Raw genomic sequence first — 24,124 nt, 5'->3', positions numbered from 1 at the left:
CGCTCCTAGCGCTTCTTGTTCGTCTTGCGGCGGCGGACGATGTACTTGTTCGAAGCCTTCTTCGGCGAACGAGTACGACCCTCCTTCTGACCCCACGGCGAGACCGGGTGACGTCCACCGGAGGTCTTGCCTTCACCACCACCGTGCGGGTGGTCAACCGGGTTCATCGCCACACCGCGAACGGTCGGACGGACGCCCAGCCAGCGCTTACGGCCGGCCTTGCCCCAGTTGATGTTGCTCTGCTCGGCGTTGCCGACCTCGCCGACCGTGGCGCGGCAGCGCTGGTCGACCAGACGGATCTCACCGGAGGGCATACGAAGGTGGGCCATCGTGCCCTCCTTCGCCAGCAGCTGCACCGACGTTCCAGCGGAGCGGGCGAACTTGGCGCCGCCACCGGGACGGATCTCGATCGCGTGGATCGTGGTACCGACCGGGATGTTGCGGAGCGCCAGGTTGTTGCCCGGCTTGATGTCGGCCCCAGGACCGTTCTCGACACGGTCACCCTGCGACAGGTTGCGGGGGGCGAGGATGTAGCGCTTCTCGCCGTCCGCGTAGTGAAGCAGCGCGATGCGCGCGGTGCGGTTGGGGTCGTACTCGATGTGCGCGACCTTCGCCGGCACGCCGTCCTTGTCGTGCCGACGGAAGTCGATCACTCGGTAGGCGCGCTTGTGTCCGCCACCCTGGTGGCGAACGGTCACACGACCGGCGTTGTTACGGCCGCCCTTGCTGTGCAGCGGGCGGACCAGCGACTTCTCCGGCGTGGACCGCGTGACCTCGACGAAGTCGGCGACGCTGGAGCCACGACGGCCCGGCGTAGTCGGCTTGTACTTGCGGATTCCCATTTCTCAGTCCTCGTCCGATATCGGACGATCCGACCCGCTTACGCGGACGGACCGCCGAAGATGTCGATACGGTCGCCCTCGGCGAGGGTCACGATCGCGCGCTTGGTGTCAGCGCGCTTACCGAAACCGCTCTTGGTGCGCTTGCGCTTGCCCTGGCGGTTGATCGTGTTGACCCCGGTGACCTTGACCGAGAAGACCGCCTGGACGGCCTGCTTGATCTGGGTCTTGTTGCTGCCGGGAGCGACGATGAACGTGTACTTGTTCTCGTCGATGAGCGCGTAGCTCTTCTCCGACACAACCGGCTTCAGCAGGACGTCACGGTGGTCCGTGTACGACTTGCTGACCGGCGTGACGACGGTGTTCTTGCCCTCGGCCTCGTGGCGCTTCGCCTTGGCGACGCGCGCGGCCTTGGCGGCCTTGGCCGCCTTGGAGGCAATGGCGGGGTGACGAATCGCCATCAGACCTCGCTCCCTTCGGTGTCAGTGGCCTTGGGGCCGGACACGAAGGACTCGAAAGCGGCCTGAGTGAAGACCACGTCGTCCGAGACGAGAACGTCGTACGTGTTCAGCTGGCCCGGGTCCAGGATGTGCACCTGGGGCAGGTTGCGGGCGGAAAGCAGCCCGGCCTCGTCGGAACGCTCGATGACCAGGAGCACGTTCTTGCGCTCACTGATCTTGGCGAGCAGGCCCTTCGCGGCCTTGGTGGAGGGGTTCTCGCCCTCGATCACGCCGGTGACGACGTGGATACGAGCGTTGCGGGCCCGGTCGGTGAGGGCGTGGCGCAGGGCCGCGGCCTTCATCTTCTTCGGGGTCCGCTGCGAGTAGTCACGCGGCTGCGGGCCGTGAACGACGCCACCGCCGGCGAACTGGGGCGCGCGGGTCGAGCCCTGGCGCGCACGGCCAGTGCCCTTCTGACGGTAGGGCTTCCTACCGCCACCACGAACCTCGGCGCGCGTCTTGGTCTTGTGCGTGCCCTGACGGGCAGCGGCCAGCTGTGCGACGACGACCTGGTGAAGCAGCGGAATGCTGATCTTCTCGACGTCGAAGATCTCCGCGGGGAGCTCTACCGTCCCGGTCTTGTCGCCTGCCGGCGAAAGGATGTCAACAGTGCTCATCGTTACCTCAGGCCCCCTTGGCCGCGGTGCGGACCAGGACGAGGCCGCCGTTCGGACCAGGGATCGCGCCCTTGATGAGCAGCAGACCCTTCTCCGCGTCAACAGCGTGGACGGTCAGGTTCTGGGTGGTGACCCGCTCGTTGCCCATGCGGCCCGCCATGCGGACGCCCTTGAACACACGGCCCGGGGTGGCACAGCCACCGATGGAACCGGGAGAGCGGTGCTTGCGCTGGACACCGTGACCGGCGCCGAGTCCCTTGAAGTTGTGACGCTTCATGACACCGGCGAAGCCCTTGCCCTTGCTCTTGCCGGTCACGTCCACCTTGACGCCGGCCTCGAAGACCTCCGCGGAGATCTCCTGACCCAGCGTGTACTCGGAGGCATCCGCGGTGCGGATCTCGACGAGGTGGCGGCGGGGGGTGACGTCGGCCTTGGCGAAGTGACCCTTGAGGGGCTTGTTCACCTTGCGAGGGTCGATCTCGCCAAAGGCGATCTGGACCGCTTCGTAGCCGTCGGCGTCGTTCGTACGGACCTGGGTGACGACGTTGGGGCTCGCCTTGACGACGGTGACGGGAACAACACGGTTGTTCTCGTCCCACACCTGCGTCATGCCGAGCTTCTCGCCCAGGATGCCCTTGATCTGCTTAGCCATTCTCAGATCACCGTTCCCTAGAGCTTGATCTCGATGTCGACACCGGCCGGGAGGTCGAGTCGCATCAAAGAGTCAACGGTCTTGGGCGTCGGGTCGAGAATGTCGATCAGGCGCTTGTGCGTGCGCATCTCGAAGTGCTCGCGCGAGTCCTTGTACTTGTGCGGCGACTTGATGACGCAGTACACGTTCTTCTCAGTGGGCAGCGGCACCGGGCCCGCGACCGACGCACCAGTGCGCGTCACCGTCTCGACGATCTTCTTCGCCGAGGAATCGATGACCTCGTGGTCGTAGGCCTTGAGCCGAATGCGGATCTTCTGTCCCGCCATGGCTACTCAGTAGTCCTGTCTCTTCGTACGCTCTGGAACCCGGTGTTCCGTCTTACTGCTTGCCCTGCTCCGCCGACCCACGCGGTCGGGTGTGTCGCGCTCTCACCGACACAGATGTCCCCTTTCGGAACATCCCTGCACGGGAGGCACGGCCCTTCCGGAACCGCAAGCCGGGGACGACTGCGCCAGATACCTGACGCGGGCCCACCGGGTGCCTGGCCGGTGCCGCACTAACGCTTCCCGAAAGATTCCCGTACGTCCGCCCCAGCGCTGCCTTACGACAGATTGGGCGACGAGTACTGTGGGACTCGCTTCCGGTCCTCCCGGCGGGAGGCGCGCAGCATCGACTACTCGACCGAGCAACTCCGACAGTCTGCCATACGGGGCAGGGGCTCCGCCAATCGGGCCGGAGAGAATACCCCTGGGGTGACGAAGGTCAAACCCGGGCGGGGCGTGTCCCCGGTCGGCGGCATCGGCCATGATCCTCGTGTGACGCATGACATGGACCTGAACATGGCGGCGGCCCGCCTGGAATCGCACATCCAGGGCTGGCGGGCAGACGGCCTGCAAGTCTCGGACGGCCTGTGGGCAGCGGACGTTGCGGCCTTGGAGGTGCGGATCACGTCCCCGTCCTGGGCGGGCCAGCTCGTCGTGCAGCTGTACGGAGCCGGCCGGGCGCATGTTTTCCTCCTCGCGAAGGCCGGGTCAGTCCAGGAACGCCACCGGGTCTCGTCCCTCGACGCATGGAGCGCGCTGCTGACGGAATCGGTGGCCCGCGCCTCCCGCCTACGCCTGGTGCAGGCCCGCCTGCTGACCAGTACCTGTACGACCGGCTGGCTGGACTGGATCCACGGCGAGCTGTGGCTGCTCCCCACGGGCCTGTTGCGCATCCGCAGCGGCTTCATGACGACGGTGGCGAACTCCTATGGTTCCGGTTCCGGCCTGACGGCACGGGATCCTTACCGGCTCATCGCCCACGACCCGGCGACGGTCCTGGCCACTCACCCCACGAACAAGCTGATCCCGTTCGCGGAAATTGCCACGGCACGTCTGCACGGCGGGGTGACCACCTCCGGCCTGGAGGTGGTCATGACGGACGGCACCCGCCACAAACTCCTGTGGGCGTCCTGGGACCCGGCCCGGCGACTGCTGCGGGAGCGGTTGCTGCCACTGCTGGGAACACGGCTCACTCACTGACCGGACGGTTCCGAACGACCCCGGTGAAGTCGTACGACGATCAGCGCACGTCGATGTAGTCCTGGCCGCTGGTCGCGGTGCCGGTGGTCGTGTTGCCGTAGTACACCCACCGGAAGAATCCGTCGGTGGAGGCGGTGACCTGAGTACGGAGGGCACCCGCGCTGTTGGTGGTGACCTTCTTGAGCGTCTTGAAGGTGGTCGCACTCTTGGCCCGGAACTGGAGACTCACGCTACTGCCGGCGTAGGGGCCGTTCTTGTGGGTGCTCCAGTTCGCCCGAGTCAGCTTGCCCACGACAGTGACCTTCTTGCCCTTGGCAACCGGCTCGGGCGTGACGTCGGCGACGGTGAGCTTCGCGGCACGTCTCAGGGAGACCCCTCCGGGCCTTGTCTCGAACTCCTGGACCACTTCGCCGTTGCCCTTGAACAGCGCGAGGGCCACGCCGATCTTCCACTTGGTGGCGTCACTGTTGGAGTCGATCTGCTCCTGCGACGGATCGGGATCGATGGACAGCGTGCCCTCGCAATGGGCCTTCTTGAGGCTGACCTCGTAGCAGGTCATGACGCTCAGCTGGATCTCGGGAATCAGAACGCTTCGCTGGTACAGGAAGGGTTGCGCGTCATAGCGGAGCGGGTGGTTCGTGTCGTACCCCGGAGGCAGGGCCAGATCGAAGGTGAAGGACGGTTCCACCACCCGCGACGTGCCGACCACCACCGGCTTGCCGTTGTTGATGACAAGGCCCGACACGACGATGCCCGTGTCCTTCGCCTGCGCGGCCGGCGCGTTGAGCACCGAGAGCGCGAGGGCTCCGGCTGTCGCGATCACTGCGGCGGTACGTCTTCGGCCCCGTATACCTGCGTTCATGCACACCTTCTTCCGGCAGTTACTCGATCAACTGCCGGAAGCGTACGAGATGAACTCGGCCCAGGTGGTGGGGGCGAGGGTGAGGCGGGGGCCCTGGGTGGCTTTGGAGTCGCGGACGTGGACGGCACCGGGGGCGGTGGCTATCTCGACGCAGTCGCCGGGCTCATTGCTGCTGCTGTAGCTGCTCTTGAACCAGTCGAGTTCCGAAGTGCTCATAGTGCTCCCAGCGCCTGCTCGATGAAGGCCAGCGACTCTCTCGGTGGGAGAGCCTGCGCCCGGATCATCCCATAGCGCAGTTCGAGGATCTGAAGATCCCTGAGGCTTGAAACCGGCCGGGCGTTGAACACGCCGTCCGAGCGCCCGACCGCCGTACCGTCGGCGAACTTCAGCACCTCGATCAAGCCGTGCACTCCCGCGTGCTCCTCGCGGTCGGTCGGCATGACCTGGAGCGTGACGTTCCGCAACTGGCCCACCTCCAGCAGGTGTTCGAGTTGTCGACGCAACACCATCTTCCCCCCAAGAGGGCGCTCCAGAGTCACCTGTTCCTGGACAAAACTGAGCGTCGGGGCAGGCTCCCGCTGGAAGATCGATTTGCGGGCCATGCGTGCGGCGGTCTCCCGCTCCACCACTTCCGGAGCGAGGGACGGCTGCCGCATGTCATACAACGACCGTGCGTACTCGGGTGTCTGCAGCAGCCCGTGGATGTTGTGGTTGCTGTACAGCAGGACCTCGATCGCCCGGTCCTCCAGCTTCTTCAGCTCACGCACCCTCTTCGGATACTCAGCCCTCTCCACGTCCTCCATGAACGCCCGCAGGTGCCCATACGCGTTCAGGACATCGTCGGCCCGATCCAGGAACTCCACCCTCGGGATCCGCGCCCCGCGCTCAATCTTGCGGATCATGTCCTCGCCGTACCCCATGACTTGGGCGAAGTCGGCCACCCTCATCCCGGCCTGCTCGCGACAGAACTTGACGAGTCGCCCGACCGCCTCGATCAACGGCGCGCTCTCGTCGCCGGGTTCGAGATCCCAGCCGGACTCGTCCACACCTTCGTTTTCATTGCTCATGCCCACCCACCTCCAACGCGCACCCGTACCCGCACGTCATCCGAGACAGCCGAGACAGAGCGAGACAAGAACCGGACAGCGCGGATACGCACAGGCGTCACCGCACGTCAAGGCAAGCATGTTCAGCCACGCTGAGTGACATGAATCAGGAAACCGCCGATCACCGGACCCAACACACCGGCCCCATCCGCAACTTCAGTGCCCTCCTGCCGCCGACTCCCCGTGGAGCCCGGCAGGCCCGTCAGCTCGCGGTCCAGCAACTGCGCGACTGGGGGCTCCCGTTGGACCCCGCGGAACACCTCGTCGCGGAACTCGCGGCGAACGTGGTGACCCACGGCCGCGTTCCGGGACGCGATTTCCGGCTCATGCTGTACGTCATCGGCGCCACCCTCCGTATCGAGGTGACGGACACCCGGGACGACCTGCTGCCGGGGGTGCGGGAGTCGGCGCCGGACAGCGAGTCGGGGCGGGGGCTGGTGATCGTCGAGGCGCTGGCGGACCGGTGGGGAGTGGGGCTGGGGCCGCGTCCTCGGAAGACGGTCTGGGCGGAGTGCGGGGTGGGCTGAGGGGAGCGGGAGGCGTGAAACCCGGATGCGGGCCGGCCCGGCCGTTCCCTACCCTGCGTGAATGGACTCCGTACTGGTCAGGCCGATGCAGGAAGCCGATCTCCCCTCAGCGGAACGGGCCTCCGCCGTGACCTTCTTCGAGGCGGAGAGCGGTACCAGGCGGGTCAGTGATCCGGAGGTCGAGGCGCGTTCGCCGGTCGGCTCGAAGCAGTGGATCGACCGGATGCGCTTCTTCCTGAGCGTGGATCCGGGTGGTTGCTGGGTCGCCGTGGAGAAGAAGACGGAATCCGACCGGACAGTCGGGTTCGCCATCTCGCAGAACCGCGACGGCCTCTGGTTCCTCGCGACCTACGGCGTCCTGCCCAGCCACCAGGGACAGGGCCTCGGCAAGCGCCTGATCGACACCTCCCTCGCCCACGCCGCCGGGCGCCCCGGCATCTTCTCCTCCAGCGTCCACCCCGGCGCCACCCGCCGCTACCGGCTGGCGGGCTTCTCCCTGCACCCGCAGATGCGGATGACCGGCACTGTCGATCGGTCCACGCTCCCCGCGATCGGCGGCCTCAGGGAAGGCCTGGCTGACGACTTCGAGTGGATGGACCAGCTGGACCGGGACCTGCGGGGCGCGGGTCATGGCCCCGACCATCTCTACATGCTCGACTCCCTGCGGCTGGTCGTGTCCGAGGACCGCGGGAAACCCGGGTACGTCTACATCGACGACCGGGGACAAGCCTCCCTGCTGGCCGCCGCGCACCCCGAGACCGCGCGAAGCCTGCTGTGGGAGGCCCTGGCCTCAGCCCGTGGACGCACCCTCGTCAACTGCATCACCACGCCCAACCAGTGGGCGGTCGACGTCGGCCTCGCCGCCCGTCTGGACATCGGCCAGGAGGGCTACATCGCCGTCCGCGACATGCCTGCCCCGGCTCCCTACCTGGCCAGCGGGCACTTCCTCTGACCCTGACACCGGGCTCGGGTAGGAGTCCCCGGCATCCGATCGAAACCGTCAGGCCCTCTCCCTCAGTCCCTCCCCCACCGCCGCGAACGCCGGCTTCCGCCCGAACTCCTCGTCCATCAGCGTCGCCGCCCCCTGCCCGCCGAAGACTCCCGGCACCCACGAGTACTTGTCGCTGAACCCCCACACGGTGAAGGAGGTGCACCGCCGCGCCTGGACGCATGCGTCCAGCAGCCCCCGGAAGTACGCAGCCTGCGCCGCCAGCTTCCCTTCCTCCACCGGCAGGATCATGCGTACGTCGACCTCGGTGAACGCCGTCTGCATGCCCAGCTTCTCGAAGCGGGCGAGGTTCTCGGCGACCTGGCCAGGGAAGCCGTACTGGATCGCGAGGTGCCCCTGGATGCCGAAGCCCTGTACGGGGACCCTTTCCGCCCGGAGGCGCTTCGCGAGGTCGTAGTAGGCCGTCGACTTCGCGTTGACGCCCTCGACGTTGTAGTCGTTCAGGAACAGCTTGGCCTTCGGGTCGGCCGCGTGGGCCCAGCGGAAGGCGTCCTCGATGTACGAGGGGCCCAGCTCACGCAGCCAGATCGAGTCGCGCAGCGAACCGTCCTCCTCGAAGACCTCGTTCACCACGTCCCACTCGTAGATCCTGCCCTTGTACCGCTTCACCTCCGTGGTGATGTGGTCCTTGAGGATTCCGCGCAGTTCCGCCGATCCGATCGATCCGTCCGCCACCCCCGACGTCAGCCACCCCGGCAACTGGCTGTGCCACACCAGCGTGTGGCCCCGTACCGCCTGGCCGTGCGACCGGGCGAAGCGGACCAGGTCGTCCGCCTGCTGCCAGTCGTACGTCCCCCGGCTCGGCTCCACCGACTCCCACTTCATCACGTTCTCGGCGGTCACGGAATTGAACTCCCGTGCGGTCGTTCTGCGGTACGCCGTGTCGTCGGCCAGGGCCGTCATGTCCACCGCGGTACCGATGCGTACGCCGGTACCGGCCGCCAGCGCCCGCAGGGGGACAGGGTCCGGGTGTGCCGACGCCGGTTGGGCACCCGCGCCGGCGATCACCAGCATCGCGCCCAGTACCGTCGCGGAAACGGGCATGCGGAAGACGTTCATGTGCGGTCCCTTCATCAATGGCCTACTGCCTGCTCTACCGAACGCGGTGGCTCTCCAGCGGGCCCAGGTACGTCGGTGTCAGCCCGCCCGTGTCGATCACCAGCCGCTGCACCACCACCGTCGGGTCGACCATCCAGAACTTCAGCCGGTGGACGCCCGCCGCAGGCACCGCGTGCCGGGTCGCCGTCACATTCACGTTGTCGGACGTATGGCGGGCCCACTGCTTGTTCATCAGGCCGTCGTTCGCACCCGTGACCGCGTGGATGTCCACCTGTTGCGGCTCGGCCCCGTCGAACGAGACCGCGTAGCGCAGGCCCCCCGTCGGGAGCGTCGGGTTGCGCGGCGACAGATACGCCCACACCGTGACCTCCCCTCCTTTCAGGAGGCTGACCTCGTACTCCAGCCGCTCCGAGGCCCCGCCCGGCGTCCGGCGCGGTGCCGTCACCGGCCATGGCGTCATCCCGGCGCCGGTCCGGCCGATGCGGTCCAGGCGCCGCCAACTCCCCACCGCCCGCGCGTAGTTGTCGGCGTCAACGGCCACGTAACCCCCCGCCTCCACGAACCCCTTCAGGCCCCGCTGCTCCCTCCGCGACGGCTTCTCCACCACACACGCCACCGTGACCGACGCGCCCGCGCCCGACACCGTCAACGAGGCATCCGTACGGCCGTCCGGCACCCGCCCCCAGTCCACCCGCACGACGACCCTGACCTGCTGCTCGACCCGCCCCCTCGGCCGGTCCACCACCAGCCACGGCACCGACGACTCCACCCGGTACTCGAAGGGCGTACGCCCCCGGTTGAACACCTCGACGTACTGGTCGGGCCGCGTCTGATACGGGCTGAACACCGGCAGCGCGGCCGGACCGGCCGCACCCCCCGGCCACCACTCCCCCGCGTCCTCCGAGCCGTCGACCGACACCCCCAACTCCCCGCCCACCGGCAGCTGTACGCGCCGCACCGCCGGGAACAGGACATCCGGCAACGCCACGTTGTCCTTCTCGGGCTGTTGCCAGGGGGCGTTGGGGCCGTACCGTTCCACGTCCCCGTAGTCGATGTGCGGCTGGGTCTGGAAGCCCTCCCATTTGCCGCCCGCCACCTGGTGGTTGAAGCGGTCGGCGAGCGCGAAGTCGCGTTCCAGGCCGGCCTCCGCCTCCGCCGCGCGGTCGTTCGTCGCCGCCCTGCCCTGGGACGCGTAGAGGAGGTTCTTGAACTCCGCCTCGCGCAGGCCGTACAGGTTCGCGGTCGCTTCCACCGCGTACCCGGCCAGCTCGTACCACCCGTCCTGCGCGGAAGCGGGTAACCGGCGTCCCACCCGCTCCGCCGTCCTCGCCAGCTCCTGCCACTCCTGCGTCACCCGCTCCAACTCGCGGTGGCCGAAGTGGAAGGGCGTCTCCTGGTCGTCGTACACGATCGCCGACTCGTCCTTCGTCGGGTCCTTCGCGGGATTGAGGGTGATGCGGCGGTTCAACAGCTCCGGCTTGCGGCGGGCCTGGAGCCGCCCGTACTCGGCGAGCACCGAGGCGATCGCCGCCGCGTGCTCCGCCCCGAAGTTCTGCCGGGCGTACCGCCGTTCCCACTCCTCCAGGTTCGCCAAGTCCCAACGGGCCGGATTCCAGGCGTAGTCGAGGAAGAACTCCGTCGGCAGTTCGTTCCCCTTCAGGTCGCCGACGTTCGTCACCCACAGGCCGTGGTTCCCGTACGCGTGCGCCTGGTGGAGCTGGTCCCAGAGGTTCTGGAGGTTGGCGGTGTCCACCCACTTGTAGTTGCGGCCGACGCCCACGTAGTCGAAGTGGTAGTACAGGCCGTAGCCGCCGCTCCTCGCCGGCTCCGCCGGGTCCGGGTGCTTGCGGATGTTGCCCCAGTTGTCGTCGGTCAGGACGACGGTGACGTCGCCGGGGACCCGTAGGCCCCGGTCCCAGTAGCGCTGGACCTCCTTGTACAGGGTCCACACCTGCGGGGTTTCCCCTACCGGCTTCCCCGTCACCTCGGCGATGATCCCGCGCTGCGTCTCGATGATCTCCCGCATCAGCTCGATGCCGTCGCCGTCCGGCAGGCTCGTGTCGCCGTTGCCGCGCATGCCCAGGGTGACGACGCCCTCGAACTCCTGGTCGACCATCCGCTGGATGCCCTCGCGCCAGTACGCCCGGACGGCCGCCGCGTTCCGCCGGTAGGACCACTCCCCCGTGCCCCCGTAGGGGTCCCGGCCGGGCGTCACGATGTTCCCCGCGCTGTCGCGTACCGCCGGTACCGCGTGCCGGTTCCACTCCTCGATGCCGCGCATCATCGGGGCCTCGTGGGAGGTGCCCATGACGATGCCGTACGCCTTCGCCCTGGCGTGGTTCTCCGGGTCGTCCTCGGCGAACGCCCGGCCCCATACGGCCGGCCAGAGGTAGTTGGCCTTGAGGCGCAGGAGCACCTCGAAGACCCGCTCGAAGAAGGCCGCGTTGAAGCCTCCGGGGTGGCCCGGCGCCTTCCCGGGGCCGAAGAACCTCGGCGCCCAGGTCCCCAGCGCCGGGTTCTCGTCGTTGATGAAGATCCCGCGGTACTTCACGGCCGGGGTGCCCTGCGTATGGCGGCCCGGCAGCACGTACACCGCGTCCCGGTGGACCGGCGGCACGTCGTCCCACCAGTACCAGGGCGAGACGCCGATGCCGTACGAGACGTCGTACGCGCCGAAGATCGTGCCGCGCGGGTCGCTGCCCGCGATGACGAACGCCCGGTCGACGCCGGGCATCGGGCGCTCCACGACCGTCTGGAGCGAGGTCTCCCAGCGGCCGGCGATGCCCGTGACGTCCAGCTTGCCGGCGCGGACCAGACCGTCGATCAGCGGGCTGCGGCCGATCGTGCCGACCAGGATCACCTCACGGGCGACGGTGGCACCCGGACGTACACCCGTGACGCGTTCGATGTCGTCCCGCAGGTCACCGGCGACCCGTACGACCCCGGGGTGGTCCTCGGCGCTGACGACGACCGGCGCCCCGACGACCGCGAACGCGCCGCCGGTGAACGAGATGTACGCGCCGGAGTCCGTGCGGCGCGCCCCGCCCCCTCCCGCCCGCGCGACCCCCGACAGCACCGGCACCGCCGCGAGTCCGGAACCGACACCGACTCCGAGCACAGCCCTGCGACTGACGGACCCAGCCATGACGTAACCACCCCTCCACCCGAATTTGGTCAGTGGCATGACAAATAGTGGAGGGAGTGACCAGCGGGGGGAACGGGTCGTGCGCGCCGAATAGTTTCGTAACAGCAGCCCAGGAAAGGCAAAGAGGCCCGTACGACCGAAGTCGTACGGGCCTCCCTGACGAACTACCGGAAGAACCGGGTCAGTTCAAGATCACTTACTTGTTGATCTTGATGACCTGGCCGGCGCCCACGGTCCGGCCACCCTCACGGATGGCGAACTTCAGGCCCTCTTCCATGGCGATGGGCTGGATGAGCTCGACGGTCATCTCAGTGTTGTCGCCCGGCATGACCATCTCGGTGCCCTCGGGGAGGGTCACGACACCGGTCACGTCCGTGGTACGGAAGTAGAACTGGGGGCGGTAGTTGTTGAAGAACGGCGTGTGACGGCCGCCCTCGTCCTTGGACAGGATGTACGCCTGCGCCTCGAACGAGGTGTGCGGGGTGACCGAGCCCGGCTTGATGATGACCTGGCCGCGCTCGACGTCCTCGCGCTTGATGCCACGGAGGAGCAGACCGACGTTCTCGCCGGCCTGACCCTCGTCGAGCAGCTTGCGGAACATCTCGATGCCGGTGACCGTGGTGGTGGTCTTCTCCTGCTTGATGCCGATGATGTCAACGGTCTCGTTGACCTTCAGGACACCACGCTCGATACGGCCGGTGACGACCGTACCGCGACCGGTGATCGTGAAGACGTCCTCGACGGGCATGAGGAACGGCTTGTCGACGTCACGCTCGGGGGTCGGGATCGCCTCGTCGACGGCGGCCATGAGGTCGAGAACCGACTGACCCCACTCGGCGTCGCCCTCGAGCGCCTTGAGCGCCGAGACCTTGACGACCGGCAGGTCGTCGCCCGGGAACTCGTACTCGGAGAGGAGCTCACGAACCTCGAGCTCGACGAGCTCCAGGATCTCCTCGTCGTCCACCATGTCGGCCTTGTTCAGGGCGACGACGATGTACGGCACGCCGACCTGGCGGGCCAGGAGCACGTGCTCCTTGGTCTGCGGCATCGGGCCGTCAGTGGCGGCCACGACCAGGATCGCACCGTCCATCTGGGCGGCACCGGTGATCATGTTCTTGATGTAGTCCGCGTGACCCGGGCAGTCGACGTGGGCGTAGTGACGACCCTCCGTCTGGTACTCGACGTGCGCGATCGAGATCGTGATACCACGCTGACGCTCTTCGGGCGCCTTGTCGATCTGGTCGAAGGCCGAGGCCTCGTTCAGCGTGGGGTACTTGTCGTGCAGCACCTTGGTAATGGCGGCCGTGAGGGTCGTCTTACCGTGGTCGATGTGACCGATGGTGCCGATGTTGACGTGCGGCTTAGTCCGCTCGAACTTTGCCTTCGCCACTGGGGTCCTCCTGCGGAGTGGTTCTGGTACGCCTTACTCATCGGCGCCAGGTGATCTTTGCTGGGATGCCGCCCGCCGGGGTTTTCCCTCCCGGGTTGCCCCGGCGGTCGGTGTCAAGCCTAAAGCGTGCAAACGGGGTGTGTTACTCGCCCTTGGCCTTCGCGATGATCTCCTCGGCGACGTTCCGGGGAACCTCGGCGTAGGAGTCGAACTGCATCGAGTAGCTTGCGCGACCCGAGGTCTTGCTGCGGAGGTCACCGACGTAGCCGAACATCTCCGAGAGGGGCACGAGGCCCTTCACGATGCGCGCACCGGCACGCTCCTCCATGGCCTGGATCTGACCACGGCGGGAGTTGATGTCGCCGATGACCTCACCCATGTAGTCCTCGGGCGTGGTGACCTCAACGGCCATCATCGGCTCCAGGAGCACGGGGCTGGCCTTGCGCGCGGCCTCCTTGAAGGCCTGCGAGCCGGCGATCTTGAACGCCAGTTCGGAGGAGTCGACCTCGTGGTAGCCGCCGTCGAGAAGGATGACGCGGACGCCAGTCATCTCGTAGCCGGCCAGGATGCCGAACTGCATGGCCTCCTGCGCACCGGCGTCCACCGAGGGGATGTACTCCCGCGGGATACGGCCACCGGTGACCTTGTTCACGAACTCGTACGAAGCGTCGCCGTCCACGATCGGCTCGATCGCGATCTGCACCTTGGCGAACTGACCGGTACCACCGGTCTGCTTCTTGTGCGTGTAGTCGTGACGCTCGACGGTCTTGCGGATCGTCTCGCGGTACGCCACCTGCGGCTTACCGACGTTGGCCTCGACCCTGAACTCGCGCTTCATACGGTCGACCAGCACCTCGAGGTGCAGCTCGCCCATACCGCCGAGGATGGTCTGGCCCGTCTCCTCGTCCGAGTGAACGTGGAAGGAGGGGTCCTCCTCCGCGAGACGCTGGATGGCTACACCCAGCTTCTCCTGGTCACCCTTGGACTTGGGCTCGATCGCGACCTGGATGACCGGCGCCGGGAAGTCCATGGACTCCAGGATCACCGGGTTCTTGTCATCGCAGAGCGTCTCGCCGGTCGTGGTCTGCTTCAGACCCATGACCGCGACGATGTCGCCGGCGCCCACCGCGTCGATCTCCTCACGCTTGTTCGCGTGCATGCGGTAGATCTTGCCGATGCGCTCCTTCTTGCCCTTGACGGAGTTCAGCACGGCAGTGCCGGTCTCCAGGCGGCCCGAGTACACCCGGACGAAGGTGAGCTTCCCCAGGTGCGGGTCGCTCATGATCTTGAACGCCAGCGCGGACAGCGGCTCGTCCACGGACGGCTTGCGCTTGACGACCAGCTCGGGGTCCTTCACGTCGTGGCCTTCGATGGCTTCGACGTCGAGCGGGGTCGGCAGGTAGCGCACGACGGCGTCGAGCAGGGGCTGGACGCCCTTGTTCTTGAACGCCGTACCACAGAACACCGGGGTGACCGTGATGCCGTCGGACTTGCCGGACGCGATGGTGATACGACGGATCGCGGCGTACAGCTGCTCCTCGGTGGGCTCCTGGCCCTCCAGGAACAGCTCCATGATCTCGTCGTCGTTCTCCGCGACGGTCTCGACCAGGCGGCCGCGGTACTCCTCGGCAGCCTCGACGTGCGTGGCGGGGATGTCGACGACGTCGTACATCTCGCCCTTGGCCGCCTCGGCGGACCACACGAGCGCCTTCATGCGGACCAGGTCCACAACGCCCTTGAAGTCCATCTCGGCACCGATGGGGAGCTGCATGATGATCGGAACGGCGCCGAGCCGGTCCTTGATCATGTCGACGCAGCGGTGGAACTCCGCGCCGGTCCGGTCGAGCTTGTTGACGAAGCAGATGCGGGGCACGCCGTACCGGTCGGCCTGACGCCACACCGTCTCGGACTGCGGCTCGACACCCGCGACACCGTCGAACACGGTGACGGCACCGTCGAGGACGCGCAGCGAGCGCTCTACCTCAACGGTGAAGTCGACGTGCCCGGGGGTGTCGATGATGTTGATCGTGTAGTCGTTGTCCTCAAGCGGCCAGTGACAGGTGGTCGCAGCAGAGGTGATCGTGATGCCACGCTCCTGCTCCTGCTCCATCCAGTCCATGGTGGCGGCGCCGTCGTGGACTTCACCGATCTTGTAGCTGACGCCGGTGTAGAAGAGGATCCGCTCAGTGGTGGTCGTCTTGCCCGCGTCGATGTGAGCCATGATCCCGATGTTGCGGACCCTGGCCAGGTCAAGTGAAGTGGTAGCCATAAGGCTTCGGTCTTCTCTCGGTCTCGATGGGGTCTGCGACTACCAGCGGTAGTGCGCGAAGGCCTTGTTGGACTCGGCCATCTTGTGGGTGTCCTCGCGCTTCTTGACGGCCGCACCAAGGCCGTTCGAAGCGTCGAGAAGTTCGTTGAGCAGACGCTCGGTCATCGTCTTCTCGCGACGGGCGCGGGAGTAACCGACCAGCCAGCGCAGCGCGAGCGTGTTGGCGCGACCGGGCTTGACCTCGATCGGAACCTGGTACGTCGCACCACCGACACGGCGGGACTTGACCTCAAGGGTCGGCTTGATGTTCTCCAGCGCGCGCTTCAGCGTGATGACCGGGTCGTTGCTGGTCTTCTCGCGCAGGCCCTCCATGGCGCCGTACACGATGCGCTCGGCGGTGGAGCGCTTGCCGTTCATCAGGATCTTGTTGATGAGCGACGTGACAAGAGGAGAGCTGTAGACCGGGTCGATGATGACCGGGCGCTTCGGGGCGGGGCCCTTACGAGGCATTTCTACTTCTCCTTCTTGGCGCCGTAGCGGCTGCGGGCCTGCTTGCGGTTCTTGACACCCTGGGTGTCGAGAGAACCGCGGATGATCTTGTAGCGAACACCGGGCAGGTCCTTCACACGGCCGCCGCGCACGAGCACGATGGAGTGCTCCTGCAGGTTGTGTCCCTCACCCGGAATGTAAGCGGTGACCTCGATCCCGCTGGTCAAACGCACACGCGCGACCTTGCGCAGGGCCGAGTTCGGCTTCTTCGGGGTGGTCGTGAACACACGCGTGCAGACGCCGCGACGCTGAGGCGAATTCTCAAGCGCGGGCGTCATGTTCTTCTTGACCTTGTCTTGCCGGCCATTCCGGACCAGCTGCTGGATCGTAGGCACTACTTCTCCGGTTTCTGTGTGCCGATGGTGAAGCTAACCTGAAACATCGCCGACCCACGCGGTCGGGTGTGTCGAATACTGCAGACTCCCGCCGCGAGGCGAAAAGGGCGCAGATTGCGGTGGCCGCTTACAGCTCCCCGTACGGTTCGAAGGCACGCACGAGGGCCAGGGCACACCCCAGGCACAAGGTCTGAGCGTACCTACCTCAACGACTCCGGTCAAAACAAATGGACGCGGGCCCGACCCGCCCGCCCCCCGAGGGCCCCGAAGCCCCCGTTTGGTGACTTTCAGTGACTTTGGGTGGCTTGCGAGCCACAGTGGCCGAATCGCGCCCTTTACAGCCCCGTCGGCCTGCCCGTTCAGTACATGATCCGTCCGCTGCGACGATTCGGGGGCAGAGCGTGATGATGAGGACAGCAGCGTACTCACCGGACGACGGGGGCCTGGACGACCGGGTGCCCTTCCTCGCCCGCCTGGAACAAGAGGACCGCACGGCTCTCCTGTCCCTCGGCCGGGAGCTGAATTTCGCCACCCGGGTGGCCCTGATCCACCAGAGCGAGCCCTCCTCCCACGTCCTCTTCCTCGTCCAGGGCTGGACGAAGGTCACGGCATCCGCGGCCAACGGCTACGAGGCACTCCTCGCGCTGCGCGGCCCCGGCGACATCGTCGGCGAGTCGGCGGCCCTCACCGGGCGCCCCCGGTCGGCCACGGTGACCGCGCTGGAAGCGGTGCGAGCGGTGGCCGTGGAACACGAGCGGTTCAAGGACTTCCTGGGCCGTTCACCAGCTGTTTCGTTCGCGCTGCTGGGTCTGACGGCCGACCGCACCCGGGCCGCCGACCGCCGGCGCCTGGAGTTCGCGTCCATGAACGTCCGGGAACGGTTCGCGATCCTCCTCCTCGACCTCGCCCGCACCCACGGCCGCCGCACCCCCGAGGGCATCGAGCTCTCCGTCCCGCTCAGCAAACAGGAGCTGGCGGGCTCGGTGGGCGCCTCCAGGGAGATGGTCCAGCGGCTGCTGCGGGAACTGCGCGAGAAGGAGGCGGTGGAGACGGGGCGACGGGCGCTTCTCATACGGCGGCCGGACATATTGCGGCGGATCGCCGGCGGCACCCCCAGCCCGTCCGGCGATTGAGGACAAGGCCCGTTCAGGGCCGGAGCGGGGGCCTGGGGGCGGCAGCCCTCAGCGACGTCCACACCAATTCCCCGCAGCCCCCAGGACGCGTTATGTGTACCCCGTCACACTCCGACTGCGTCATCCGCCCTCACAACGCAACGCCCCCAGCCGCCACGCTGCTGCAAGCACCCCCCACCACGATGTCGAAGGGCGACCATGACCGACCCCGTGAGCCGCACGATCCTGCTGCTGGACATAGAGAGGTTCAGCGACCGGGACGACGTGGAGCAGGCCTACCTGCGGCGCATGCTGTACGACATCACCGACCGCGCGCTGGAGAGCGCCGGCATCGACGAGACCCGCCGCCTGCGCGCCGACCGCGGGGACTCCGTGATGGAGCTCATCGACGCGAACGCCCCGGTCACCGCCCTGCTGCGGGCCCTGCTCATGGAGGTCCCGGCGCAGCTGCGCGCCGTCAACCGCATGGCGTCCAGCTCGGCGCAGATCAGGCTGCGCGGGGTCGTCGCCACCGGCTACGTGGCCGTGGACGAGCACGACGGCTGGGTCGGCACCGACCTGAACAACGCCTGCCGGCTGCTGGACGCCCAACTGCTGCGCGCGGCCCTGTCCGAACGCCCCCACGACTTCGCGCTGATCGTCTCGGACGCCCTGTACGCAGGTGTCGTACGGCATGACCATCCCGGCATCCCGGCCGACGAGTTCCACCCGGTCGGGGTGGACACCAAGAACGGCCCGATGAGGGCCTGGCTGCACGGCCCGCTGCCCAGCGGGCACCGTGCGGCCGTGGCCGGCCCGGCCGACCAGGACCACCGTGACACGGGGGCGGGGGAGGCGCCGGGCGGTTCGGGGGACCGCCCGGCGCCGCAGACCTCGCCGTCACCGCAGGTCCCGGCGCAGGCCGGCGCGCCGGAGGAGGACGCCCCGACCGTCCCCGCGCAGGGCACGTCGCCCGAGAGCCGCCCCGCCCCGGGCCCCGTCTTCACCTTCAACGGTGCCGTGAACATCGGCGGCAGCCTCGTCGGCGGCGACCAGCACGGCGTCAGCGGCGGCCAGGTCACCGGGGACGTCAACCTGGGCGGCCGCAACGGGGGTGACGCCTCGTGAGCACCCCGGACGACGCCTCCGGTGCGGGTGGCGCCGACGACCCGGCCGGCTCCGACGACGGCAAGGACGGCAGAGAGGGCGCCGCCAAGGGAGCCGAGGGCGCTGAGGACTCCGAGGAACGCGAGCAGCCCCAGACCGCGTGGTCGGCCCGGCGCGATCTGATCGACCACAGCCCCCGGACGATGAACGTCGGCGACCGTTCCCGCTTCGGCGGCGGTCTGGTCGGCGGCGACCAGCACGGCGTCAGCGGCGGCCGGGTCACCGGTGACGTGATCATGGGCAGCAAGACGGAGATCCACCAGTGGGCGATACCCGGGTTCTCCGCCCCGTCCGCCGCCTCCTCCGCCTCCGGCGAGGTCCCGCGGACCACCCTCGAACGGCTCGCCGCCTCCTTCACGGCCCCCGACGCGACCATCGAGGTCCTGCTCACCCGGCTGCGCCGCGACCGCGTCCTCGTCCTGTCCGGCGCCCGCTTCACCGGCAGACGTACGGCCGCCCTGATGCTCCTGCACCGGCTCGGCGCGTCCCCCGTACACACGCTCGACCGGGACACGGGACCGGGCGCCCTGGCGGACCGGTTCACCGCGCCGGACGCGGCCGCCGGGCAGTCCCCGGGTCGGCCCCGCGGCTACGTCCTGGCCGACCTGGCCACCCGCCGCGACCGCCCCCTCCGTGAGCACCATCTCCTCGCCGCCCGCGACCGGCTCGCCGCGCAGGACGCGTATCTCGTCGTCACCGTCGGCCACACCGCCGTGCTGGAGGACGTACCGGTCGTCGAATGGCAGCCGCCGGACGCGGCCGACGTACTGGCCGCGCACCTGCGCACCCGTCTCGCAGACGGCGACGACAGCGACGACAGCGACGGCGAGAACGCGACGGCGGCGAAGCTGCTCGAACTCCCGGATGTCACCGAGTTCCTGAGCCGCAGCCACCAGCTGCGCGAGGTCGCCGCCTTCGCACAGCTGCTCGGCCGGTACGCGGCCGGGGAGATGACCGAGGACGCGGTGGCCCAGTTCTCCCTCGTCTCCCTGGAGAACCAGGTCCAGGAGTGGTTCGAGGAGGACGAGACCTCGGTCCATCTGCGCGACAAGGCGTTCCTGGTCGCGCTGGCCGCGTTCGACGGCGGCCCGTACGCCCTCACCGCCGAACTCAGCGATCTGCTCTACCGGTTCCTGCAGAAGACCCAGAACCCGGCCGGCGTCGCCGAGGTCCCCGTCTTCGGCACCCACATCGGCAAGCGCCTCCAACTCGCCCGCGCCGAGCGGTACGCGGAGGACGAGAACACCGAGTGGGGTCCGGTGAGCCAGCAGAAGGCGAAGTTCGTCGACGACCGCGCCTCCCTCGTCCTCCTGCGCGAGGTGTGGACGGGCCACCCGTCCGCCCGCCCCGCGCTGATCGACTGGCTGCGCCGGCTGGCCGACGACGGCCGCCCCCTCGTCCGCACCCGGGCCGCGTCCACGGTGGCCGTCCTGGCCCGCACGGACCTGCCCTCGGCCATGGCCCTGGTCATCGAATCCTGGGCGACCTCCAACCGCTTCCGGCACCGTCTGGTGGCCGTCAACGCCCTCACCCTCGCCCACCTCATCGACACACCCAACATCCCGCGCATCCTCGACGAGTGGTCCAAGGGCGAGGACCGGCGACTGCGCTGGGTGGCGGTACGGGCGTACGCGCTGATCGGTCCGGAGCGCCCCGAACAGGCCCTGGCCGCCCTGCGCACCGCGGCCCGCAGCCTCTACCGGGACCTCGCCGACCCGGACGCCTTCGACCGCGAGATGGCCGACGAACTCCGCGAGGCCATCGCTCTGCTGCTCCTCTCCGAGGCCGGCGACCGTGTCCTCGCCGAACTGCGCCGACACCTCTCCGACGACCGCCCGGTGCACGACCTGACCATCGGCGGGTTCGTCAGCGCCTGCCGCCACACCCAGGACGACGAGCGGTACGGCCATCCGCTGGTCCTCGGCTGGTACGCGCAGTCGGTCACCGAGAGCTCGGACGCCGCCCGGAGCATCCCCTTCCTGTGGCGGGCGGCCCTGGGCGACCCGAACGCGACCCGGTACGCCCTGGACGTGCTGCGCGAGTGGGTCCTCGTCGCCGACCGCTCGACGACCACGGAATGGGCCCTGGCGCACCTGCTCCCGACCCTGGTCACCACCCCGGCGGAGCACCAGCGCCTGGACCACCTCCTGCGGACGATGCCCGGCGAGGACGGCGCGGCCCCGCCCGCGGTGGCGGCCCGCCTCCTGACCACGCTCCCGACGACCCGCTAGCCCGTCAGACATCGCCCCGTACACCGCTCACCGAGGAGCAACGCACGATGCCCGCCTTCTCACGCCCGCCCGAGTGGCAGCAGTCCGCGGACCGGCACACCCAGCTGATCGACCCGGTTCTCACCGTGCGACAGCTGTCGCGCTTCGAACTCTCACTGAAGTCGACGGTCCGTATCGACCACGCGCTCGTCTTCGCGACCCCCAAGGGCGGCTACGAGGCCTACCTCCCGCCCCGCCGCCCGACGCGCAGCGAGATCGCGGCGCGGCGCTACACGGCGGTGTACGAGGTCGACATGGGCGTGCACCCTTTCTCCGGCACGCTGACGCTCCCCAGTGACAACGACGCGTTCGAGTTCTCGGCCGAGGTCGACATGTCCTGGCAGGTCGTCGACCCGGCCCGGTTCGTGGAGAGCGGTCACCGGGACGTGCCGGGCCTGCTGATCGGCGAACTCCAGCGCGCGGCGCGTCCGGTGAGCCGGCGCTTCCCGATCGCGGACAGCGCGGCGGCCGAAGGGGCGCTGCTCCAGGCGGTCGACGTCCTGGGGCCGCTGGGTTCCCCGGCCGGCCTCCAGACGACCTGGACCCTGCGGCTGCGCCGCGACCAGGAGAACATCGACCACCAGCGCCGCCTCCAGGCGATCGACCACTCGGCGACCGAGCAGGTGCGGGCGGCGCAGCGGGGCACGGAGATCGACGTGGAGGTGGACCGCCGCAACCGCGGGCAGGACGCCCTCCAGATCGAGCGCGCGATGTCGTACGGCGTCCAGCAGCAGCAGTTGGCCCTCCAGCAGCAGCGCTGGGAGTACGAGCAGGCGGTCCTGCAGAGCAGCCAGCAGCACCAGCTGGCGCTGCAACAGGGCCACCAGGAACTGGAGTTGCAGAAGGTCGAGGCCGAGAAGATCGCCTTCTACCAGTGGCACCTCTCCCAGGGCGGCGTCCAGGCCTGGGCCCTCCATCTGGCCCAGCACCCGGAGGACTCCCGCCTGGTCATGACCAGCATGCGCGAGGACCAACTCCGCATGATCCAGGCCCAGATGGACCTGGTGAAGGATCTCCTGAACGGTGACAACGCGGAGAAGTTCGAGCTGGAGGGCCCCAAACAACTGGCCCTGCGCACAGTGAGCGACATCCTCAACCAACGCCTCCCGGGCGTCCCCCAGACCCCTCCGCCGCTCCCGGAGGGCATCCCCGGCGTGGCGGGGCAACCGGGCTTCGTACCCGGCCAGTCCGGCGCCCCCTCGGACCCCTCGTACGGGCAACCCGGCCGCCCCCCGAGCGACGCACCCCCGACCCAGGCGGCCCCGCCCACGGCAACTCCGCCCGGCCCCGCGTACGGCACCCAGCGCCCCGCAGGCTTCCCCGGCGCACCCACGCTCCCCGCGCCCCCTGCCCACATCCCGCCGCCCCCGTCCACTCCTCCGCCGGGCGCCCCGAATCCGTACGCGCCCCCGGCCCCGGGCACCGCCCCCGCCTGGCAGCCGCCCCCGGGCTACGGCAGCACCCCGACCCTCCCCGACCAGCAGAACGCGCCGGCGGCGCCGACGCCCCCTGCCACCGAACCGGGCGACGGAACCGAGGCGAACAGAACGGCCAGCGGCACATGACGACGCTGGACCCCCGCCCCACCCCGGCCCCGGCCCCGGCCCCGGTACCACCAAGCACCACCCCCACCGACACCGCCCAGCTCTGCGAGCGCCTCCTCGCGGACCTCCGTACCGAGATCGCCCGTGCCGACAGCAAGGCGTCCGTCCTGGTCGCCGCGCTCGGGATGACCGCCGGTGTGTTCAGCGGGCTGCTCGCCGGGCGGAACTGGAACCCTGGATCGCTCAGCACCTTCGGCACCGTCGTCTGGGGCGTAGGGGCCGCTTCCCTGGTGCTGTCCCTGTTCTCGCTGCTCCTTGCCGTCCTGCCCCGTCACCGATCCGAACCGTGGGCTCCGGGCCAGCCCCTCGCCTACTTCGGCGACATCCACCGGGCCGTCCGGCTCGGCCACCTGGAGACCGCGCTCGCCGACACCCGACGCGACCCCACGGCCGCGCTCACCTCGGCGCTCGCGGAGACGAGCAGGATCGCCGCGCGCAAGCACCAGTGGATCCGCACCGGCCTGAACTCCTTCTGCACCGGCACGCTCCTTCTCCCCGCCTCACTACTCATCGGCTGACCACACCGACCCGCTCACTCCCCGCCCCCGCCCATGAAGGAAACCCATGCCCCAACCACCCTCCTCCCCACCGGAGCACCCCGACCCCTCCACCCAGGCACCACCTACGCAGCCCGACCCGACGACTCAGGCACCGGTCCCGCCGACGCAGCCCGACCCGACCGCTCAGGCCCCGGCCGCTCCGACGTACCTCAACCAGACGACTCAGGCACCGGTCCCGTCGGCCTACTCCCAGACCTCCGTCCCGGCCCCGCCGACGTACCCAGACCGGACAGCTCAGGCCCCGACCCCACCGGCCTACCCCCAGCCCTCCGCCCAGACCCCGGCCCCGCCGACACACCCCGACCCGACCCCTCAGACCCCGGCCCCGCCGACCTACCCCGAGCCCTCCGCGCAGGCCCCGGCCCCGCCGACACACCCCGACCCGACCCCACCGGCCTACCCCCAGCCCTCCGCCCAGACCCAGGCCCCGCCGACACACCCCGACCCGACCCCTCAGGCCCCGACCCCGCCGACACACCCCGACCCGACCCCTCAGGCCCCGACCCCACCGGCACACCCCCAGCCCTCCACCCAGACCCAGGCCCCGCCGACACACCCCGACCCGACCCCTCAGGCTCCGGCCCCGCGGGCCTACCCCCAGCCCTCCGCCCCGCCGACGTACCCAGGCCAGACTGCTCAAGTCCCCGCCCCGCCCGCGTACCCCAACGTGACCCCTCAGACCCCGGTCCCGCCGACCTACCCGGAGCCCTCCGCGCAGGCACCGGTCCCGCCGACGTATCCCGCCCCAAGTACTCAGGCCGCAACCTCGCCCACGTACCCAGCCCCGGCTGCTCAGGCCCCGCCCACATACCCCGGACAGACAGCCCAGCCCCCGACCTCGCCGACCTCCCCGGGCGAGCCCGCTCCCTCGTACCCACACGCCCCGCAGGCCCCCCACGCCCCGCAGACCGCGCAGGAGCCCCCGTACCCGGACCCCGCCGCCCAGCACCAGCACCCCCCGGCCTACCCCGGCTCAGCCCCGACCCAACCCCCCGCCTACCCCGGCGCAGCCCCCACTCAGCCCCCCGC

General features: G+C 69.0%; 22 protein-coding genes. 8 read left to right on the top strand and 14 right to left on the bottom strand.

Annotated elements, in window-relative coordinates:
* Positions 1-5: 5 nt before the first annotated feature.
* Genes rplB through rpsJ form a run of 5 tightly spaced genes read right to left on the bottom strand, consistent with a single transcriptional unit; the run spans position 6 to position 2,934 of the window.
* Entirely contained in the window at positions 6-842 is an 837-nt protein-coding gene (gene rplB / locus ACH4TV_RS25530; protein WP_398401890.1) for a 50S ribosomal protein L2, read from the bottom strand.
* 38 nt (positions 843-880) lie between these two features.
* Complete coding sequence (gene rplW / locus ACH4TV_RS25525; RefSeq protein WP_398401888.1) at positions 881-1,300, bottom strand: 50S ribosomal protein L23; 420 nt, start codon at positions 1,298-1,300, stop codon at positions 881-883.
* Positions 1,300-1,956, bottom strand: coding sequence for a 50S ribosomal protein L4 (gene rplD, locus ACH4TV_RS25520; protein WP_398401886.1), 657 nt, complete (start codon positions 1,954-1,956; stop codon positions 1,300-1,302). Before rplD ends, rplW begins: the two co-directional genes overlap by 1 nt.
* A gap of 7 nt (positions 1,957-1,963) precedes the next feature.
* Positions 1,964-2,608 (bottom strand): 50S ribosomal protein L3, encoded by a 645-nt coding sequence (gene rplC / locus ACH4TV_RS25515; RefSeq protein ID WP_398401884.1) that lies wholly within the window; start codon positions 2,606-2,608, stop codon positions 1,964-1,966.
* Between the two features lie 17 nt (positions 2,609-2,625).
* Positions 2,626-2,934, bottom strand: coding sequence for a 30S ribosomal protein S10 (rpsJ, locus tag ACH4TV_RS25510; protein WP_003948644.1), 309 nt, complete (start codon positions 2,932-2,934; stop codon positions 2,626-2,628).
* A 489-nt stretch (positions 2,935-3,423) separates the two neighbouring features.
* On the opposite strand from rpsJ, the gene ACH4TV_RS25505 reads away from it, so the two are divergent.
* Complete coding sequence (locus tag ACH4TV_RS25505) at positions 3,424-4,131, top strand: hypothetical protein (RefSeq protein ID WP_398401882.1); 708 nt, start codon at positions 3,424-3,426, stop codon at positions 4,129-4,131.
* A gap of 40 nt (positions 4,132-4,171) precedes the next feature.
* Here ACH4TV_RS25505 and ACH4TV_RS25500 read toward each other — a convergent pair whose 3' ends face one another.
* Genes ACH4TV_RS25500 through ACH4TV_RS25490 form a run of 3 tightly spaced genes read right to left on the bottom strand, consistent with a single transcriptional unit; the run spans position 4,172 to position 6,060 of the window.
* Positions 4,172-4,993, bottom strand: coding sequence for a hypothetical protein (locus tag ACH4TV_RS25500; RefSeq protein WP_398401880.1), 822 nt, complete (start codon positions 4,991-4,993; stop codon positions 4,172-4,174).
* A 27-nt stretch (positions 4,994-5,020) separates the two neighbouring features.
* Positions 5,021-5,209, bottom strand: coding sequence for a DUF397 domain-containing protein (locus tag ACH4TV_RS25495; RefSeq protein ID WP_398401879.1), 189 nt, complete (start codon positions 5,207-5,209; stop codon positions 5,021-5,023).
* Positions 5,206-6,060 carry a helix-turn-helix transcriptional regulator gene (locus tag ACH4TV_RS25490; protein ID WP_398402334.1) on the bottom strand — a complete coding sequence of 285 codons (855 nt, stop codon included), beginning with the start codon at positions 6,058-6,060 and terminating at the stop codon, positions 5,206-5,208. Before ACH4TV_RS25490 ends, ACH4TV_RS25495 begins: the two co-directional genes overlap by 4 nt.
* 140 nt (positions 6,061-6,200) lie before the next feature.
* Here ACH4TV_RS25490 and ACH4TV_RS25485 point away from each other — a divergent pair, with 140 nt between their 5' ends.
* Positions 6,201-6,626, top strand: a complete 426-nt coding sequence (locus ACH4TV_RS25485; RefSeq protein WP_398401877.1) for an ATP-binding protein — start codon at positions 6,201-6,203, stop codon at positions 6,624-6,626.
* Positions 6,627-6,687: 61 nt separating this feature from the next.
* Positions 6,688-7,578 (top strand): GNAT family N-acetyltransferase, encoded by an 891-nt coding sequence (locus ACH4TV_RS25480; protein ID WP_398401875.1) that lies wholly within the window; start codon positions 6,688-6,690, stop codon positions 7,576-7,578.
* 48 nt (positions 7,579-7,626) lie between these two features.
* Here the strand turns inward: ACH4TV_RS25480 and ACH4TV_RS25475 are convergent, their stop codons facing one another.
* The 6 genes from ACH4TV_RS25475 to rpsL form a co-directional block, all read right to left on the bottom strand.
* The gene (locus ACH4TV_RS25475; RefSeq protein WP_398401873.1) at positions 7,627-8,694 is read right to left on the bottom strand and encodes an endo-1,4-beta-xylanase; all 1,068 of its coding nucleotides are present in this window, start codon (positions 8,692-8,694) and stop codon (positions 7,627-7,629) included.
* 34 nt (positions 8,695-8,728) lie between these two features.
* The gene (locus tag ACH4TV_RS25470) at positions 8,729-11,839 is read right to left on the bottom strand and encodes a glycosyl hydrolase 115 family protein (protein WP_398401871.1); all 3,111 of its coding nucleotides are present in this window, start codon (positions 11,837-11,839) and stop codon (positions 8,729-8,731) included.
* A gap of 196 nt (positions 11,840-12,035) precedes the next feature.
* Positions 12,036-13,229, bottom strand: a complete 1,194-nt coding sequence (gene tuf / locus ACH4TV_RS25465) for an elongation factor Tu (protein ID WP_398401869.1) — start codon at positions 13,227-13,229, stop codon at positions 12,036-12,038.
* A 142-nt stretch (positions 13,230-13,371) separates the two neighbouring features.
* On the bottom strand, positions 13,372-15,498 hold the full coding sequence (gene fusA, locus ACH4TV_RS25460; RefSeq protein WP_398401867.1) for an elongation factor G: 2,127 nt from the start codon (positions 15,496-15,498) through the stop codon (positions 13,372-13,374).
* 39 nt (positions 15,499-15,537) lie between these two features.
* Positions 15,538-16,008, bottom strand: coding sequence for a 30S ribosomal protein S7 (rpsG, locus tag ACH4TV_RS25455; RefSeq protein WP_006376039.1), 471 nt, complete (start codon positions 16,006-16,008; stop codon positions 15,538-15,540).
* A gap of 2 nt (positions 16,009-16,010) precedes the next feature.
* Positions 16,011-16,382 carry a 30S ribosomal protein S12 gene (gene rpsL, locus ACH4TV_RS25450; protein ID WP_398401865.1) on the bottom strand — a complete coding sequence of 124 codons (372 nt, stop codon included), beginning with the start codon at positions 16,380-16,382 and terminating at the stop codon, positions 16,011-16,013.
* A gap of 404 nt (positions 16,383-16,786) precedes the next feature.
* Between rpsL and ACH4TV_RS25445 the strand changes: the two genes are divergently transcribed.
* The 5 genes from ACH4TV_RS25445 to ACH4TV_RS25425 all read left to right on the top strand — a co-directional run bounded on the left by ACH4TV_RS25445 (position 16,787) and on the right by ACH4TV_RS25425 (position 23,053).
* On the top strand, positions 16,787-17,515 hold the full coding sequence (locus ACH4TV_RS25445) for a Crp/Fnr family transcriptional regulator (protein ID WP_398401863.1): 729 nt from the start codon (positions 16,787-16,789) through the stop codon (positions 17,513-17,515).
* Positions 17,516-17,713: 198 nt separating this feature from the next.
* On the top strand, positions 17,714-18,622 hold the full coding sequence (locus tag ACH4TV_RS25440) for a hypothetical protein (protein WP_398401861.1): 909 nt from the start codon (positions 17,714-17,716) through the stop codon (positions 18,620-18,622).
* Positions 18,619-20,892 (top strand): hypothetical protein, encoded by a 2,274-nt coding sequence (locus tag ACH4TV_RS25435; protein WP_398401859.1) that lies wholly within the window; start codon positions 18,619-18,621, stop codon positions 20,890-20,892. The genes ACH4TV_RS25440 and ACH4TV_RS25435 overlap by 4 nt, the downstream gene beginning before the upstream one ends.
* Before the next feature lie 47 nt (positions 20,893-20,939).
* On the top strand, positions 20,940-22,496 hold the full coding sequence (locus ACH4TV_RS25430; protein ID WP_398401858.1) for a hypothetical protein: 1,557 nt from the start codon (positions 20,940-20,942) through the stop codon (positions 22,494-22,496).
* On the top strand, positions 22,493-23,053 hold the full coding sequence (locus ACH4TV_RS25425) for a Pycsar system effector family protein (RefSeq protein ID WP_398401856.1): 561 nt from the start codon (positions 22,493-22,495) through the stop codon (positions 23,051-23,053). The genes ACH4TV_RS25430 and ACH4TV_RS25425 overlap by 4 nt, the downstream gene beginning before the upstream one ends.
* The last annotated feature ends 1,071 nt before the right edge of the window (positions 23,054-24,124 follow it).

The organism is Streptomyces sp. NPDC020898, assembly GCF_044333925.1.
In the GTDB taxonomy this organism is placed as follows: domain Bacteria; phylum Actinomycetota; class Actinomycetes; order Streptomycetales; family Streptomycetaceae; genus Streptomyces.
Note: the sequence above shows the minus strand (reverse complement) of the source record. Positions and strands in the feature narration are given on the sequence as shown.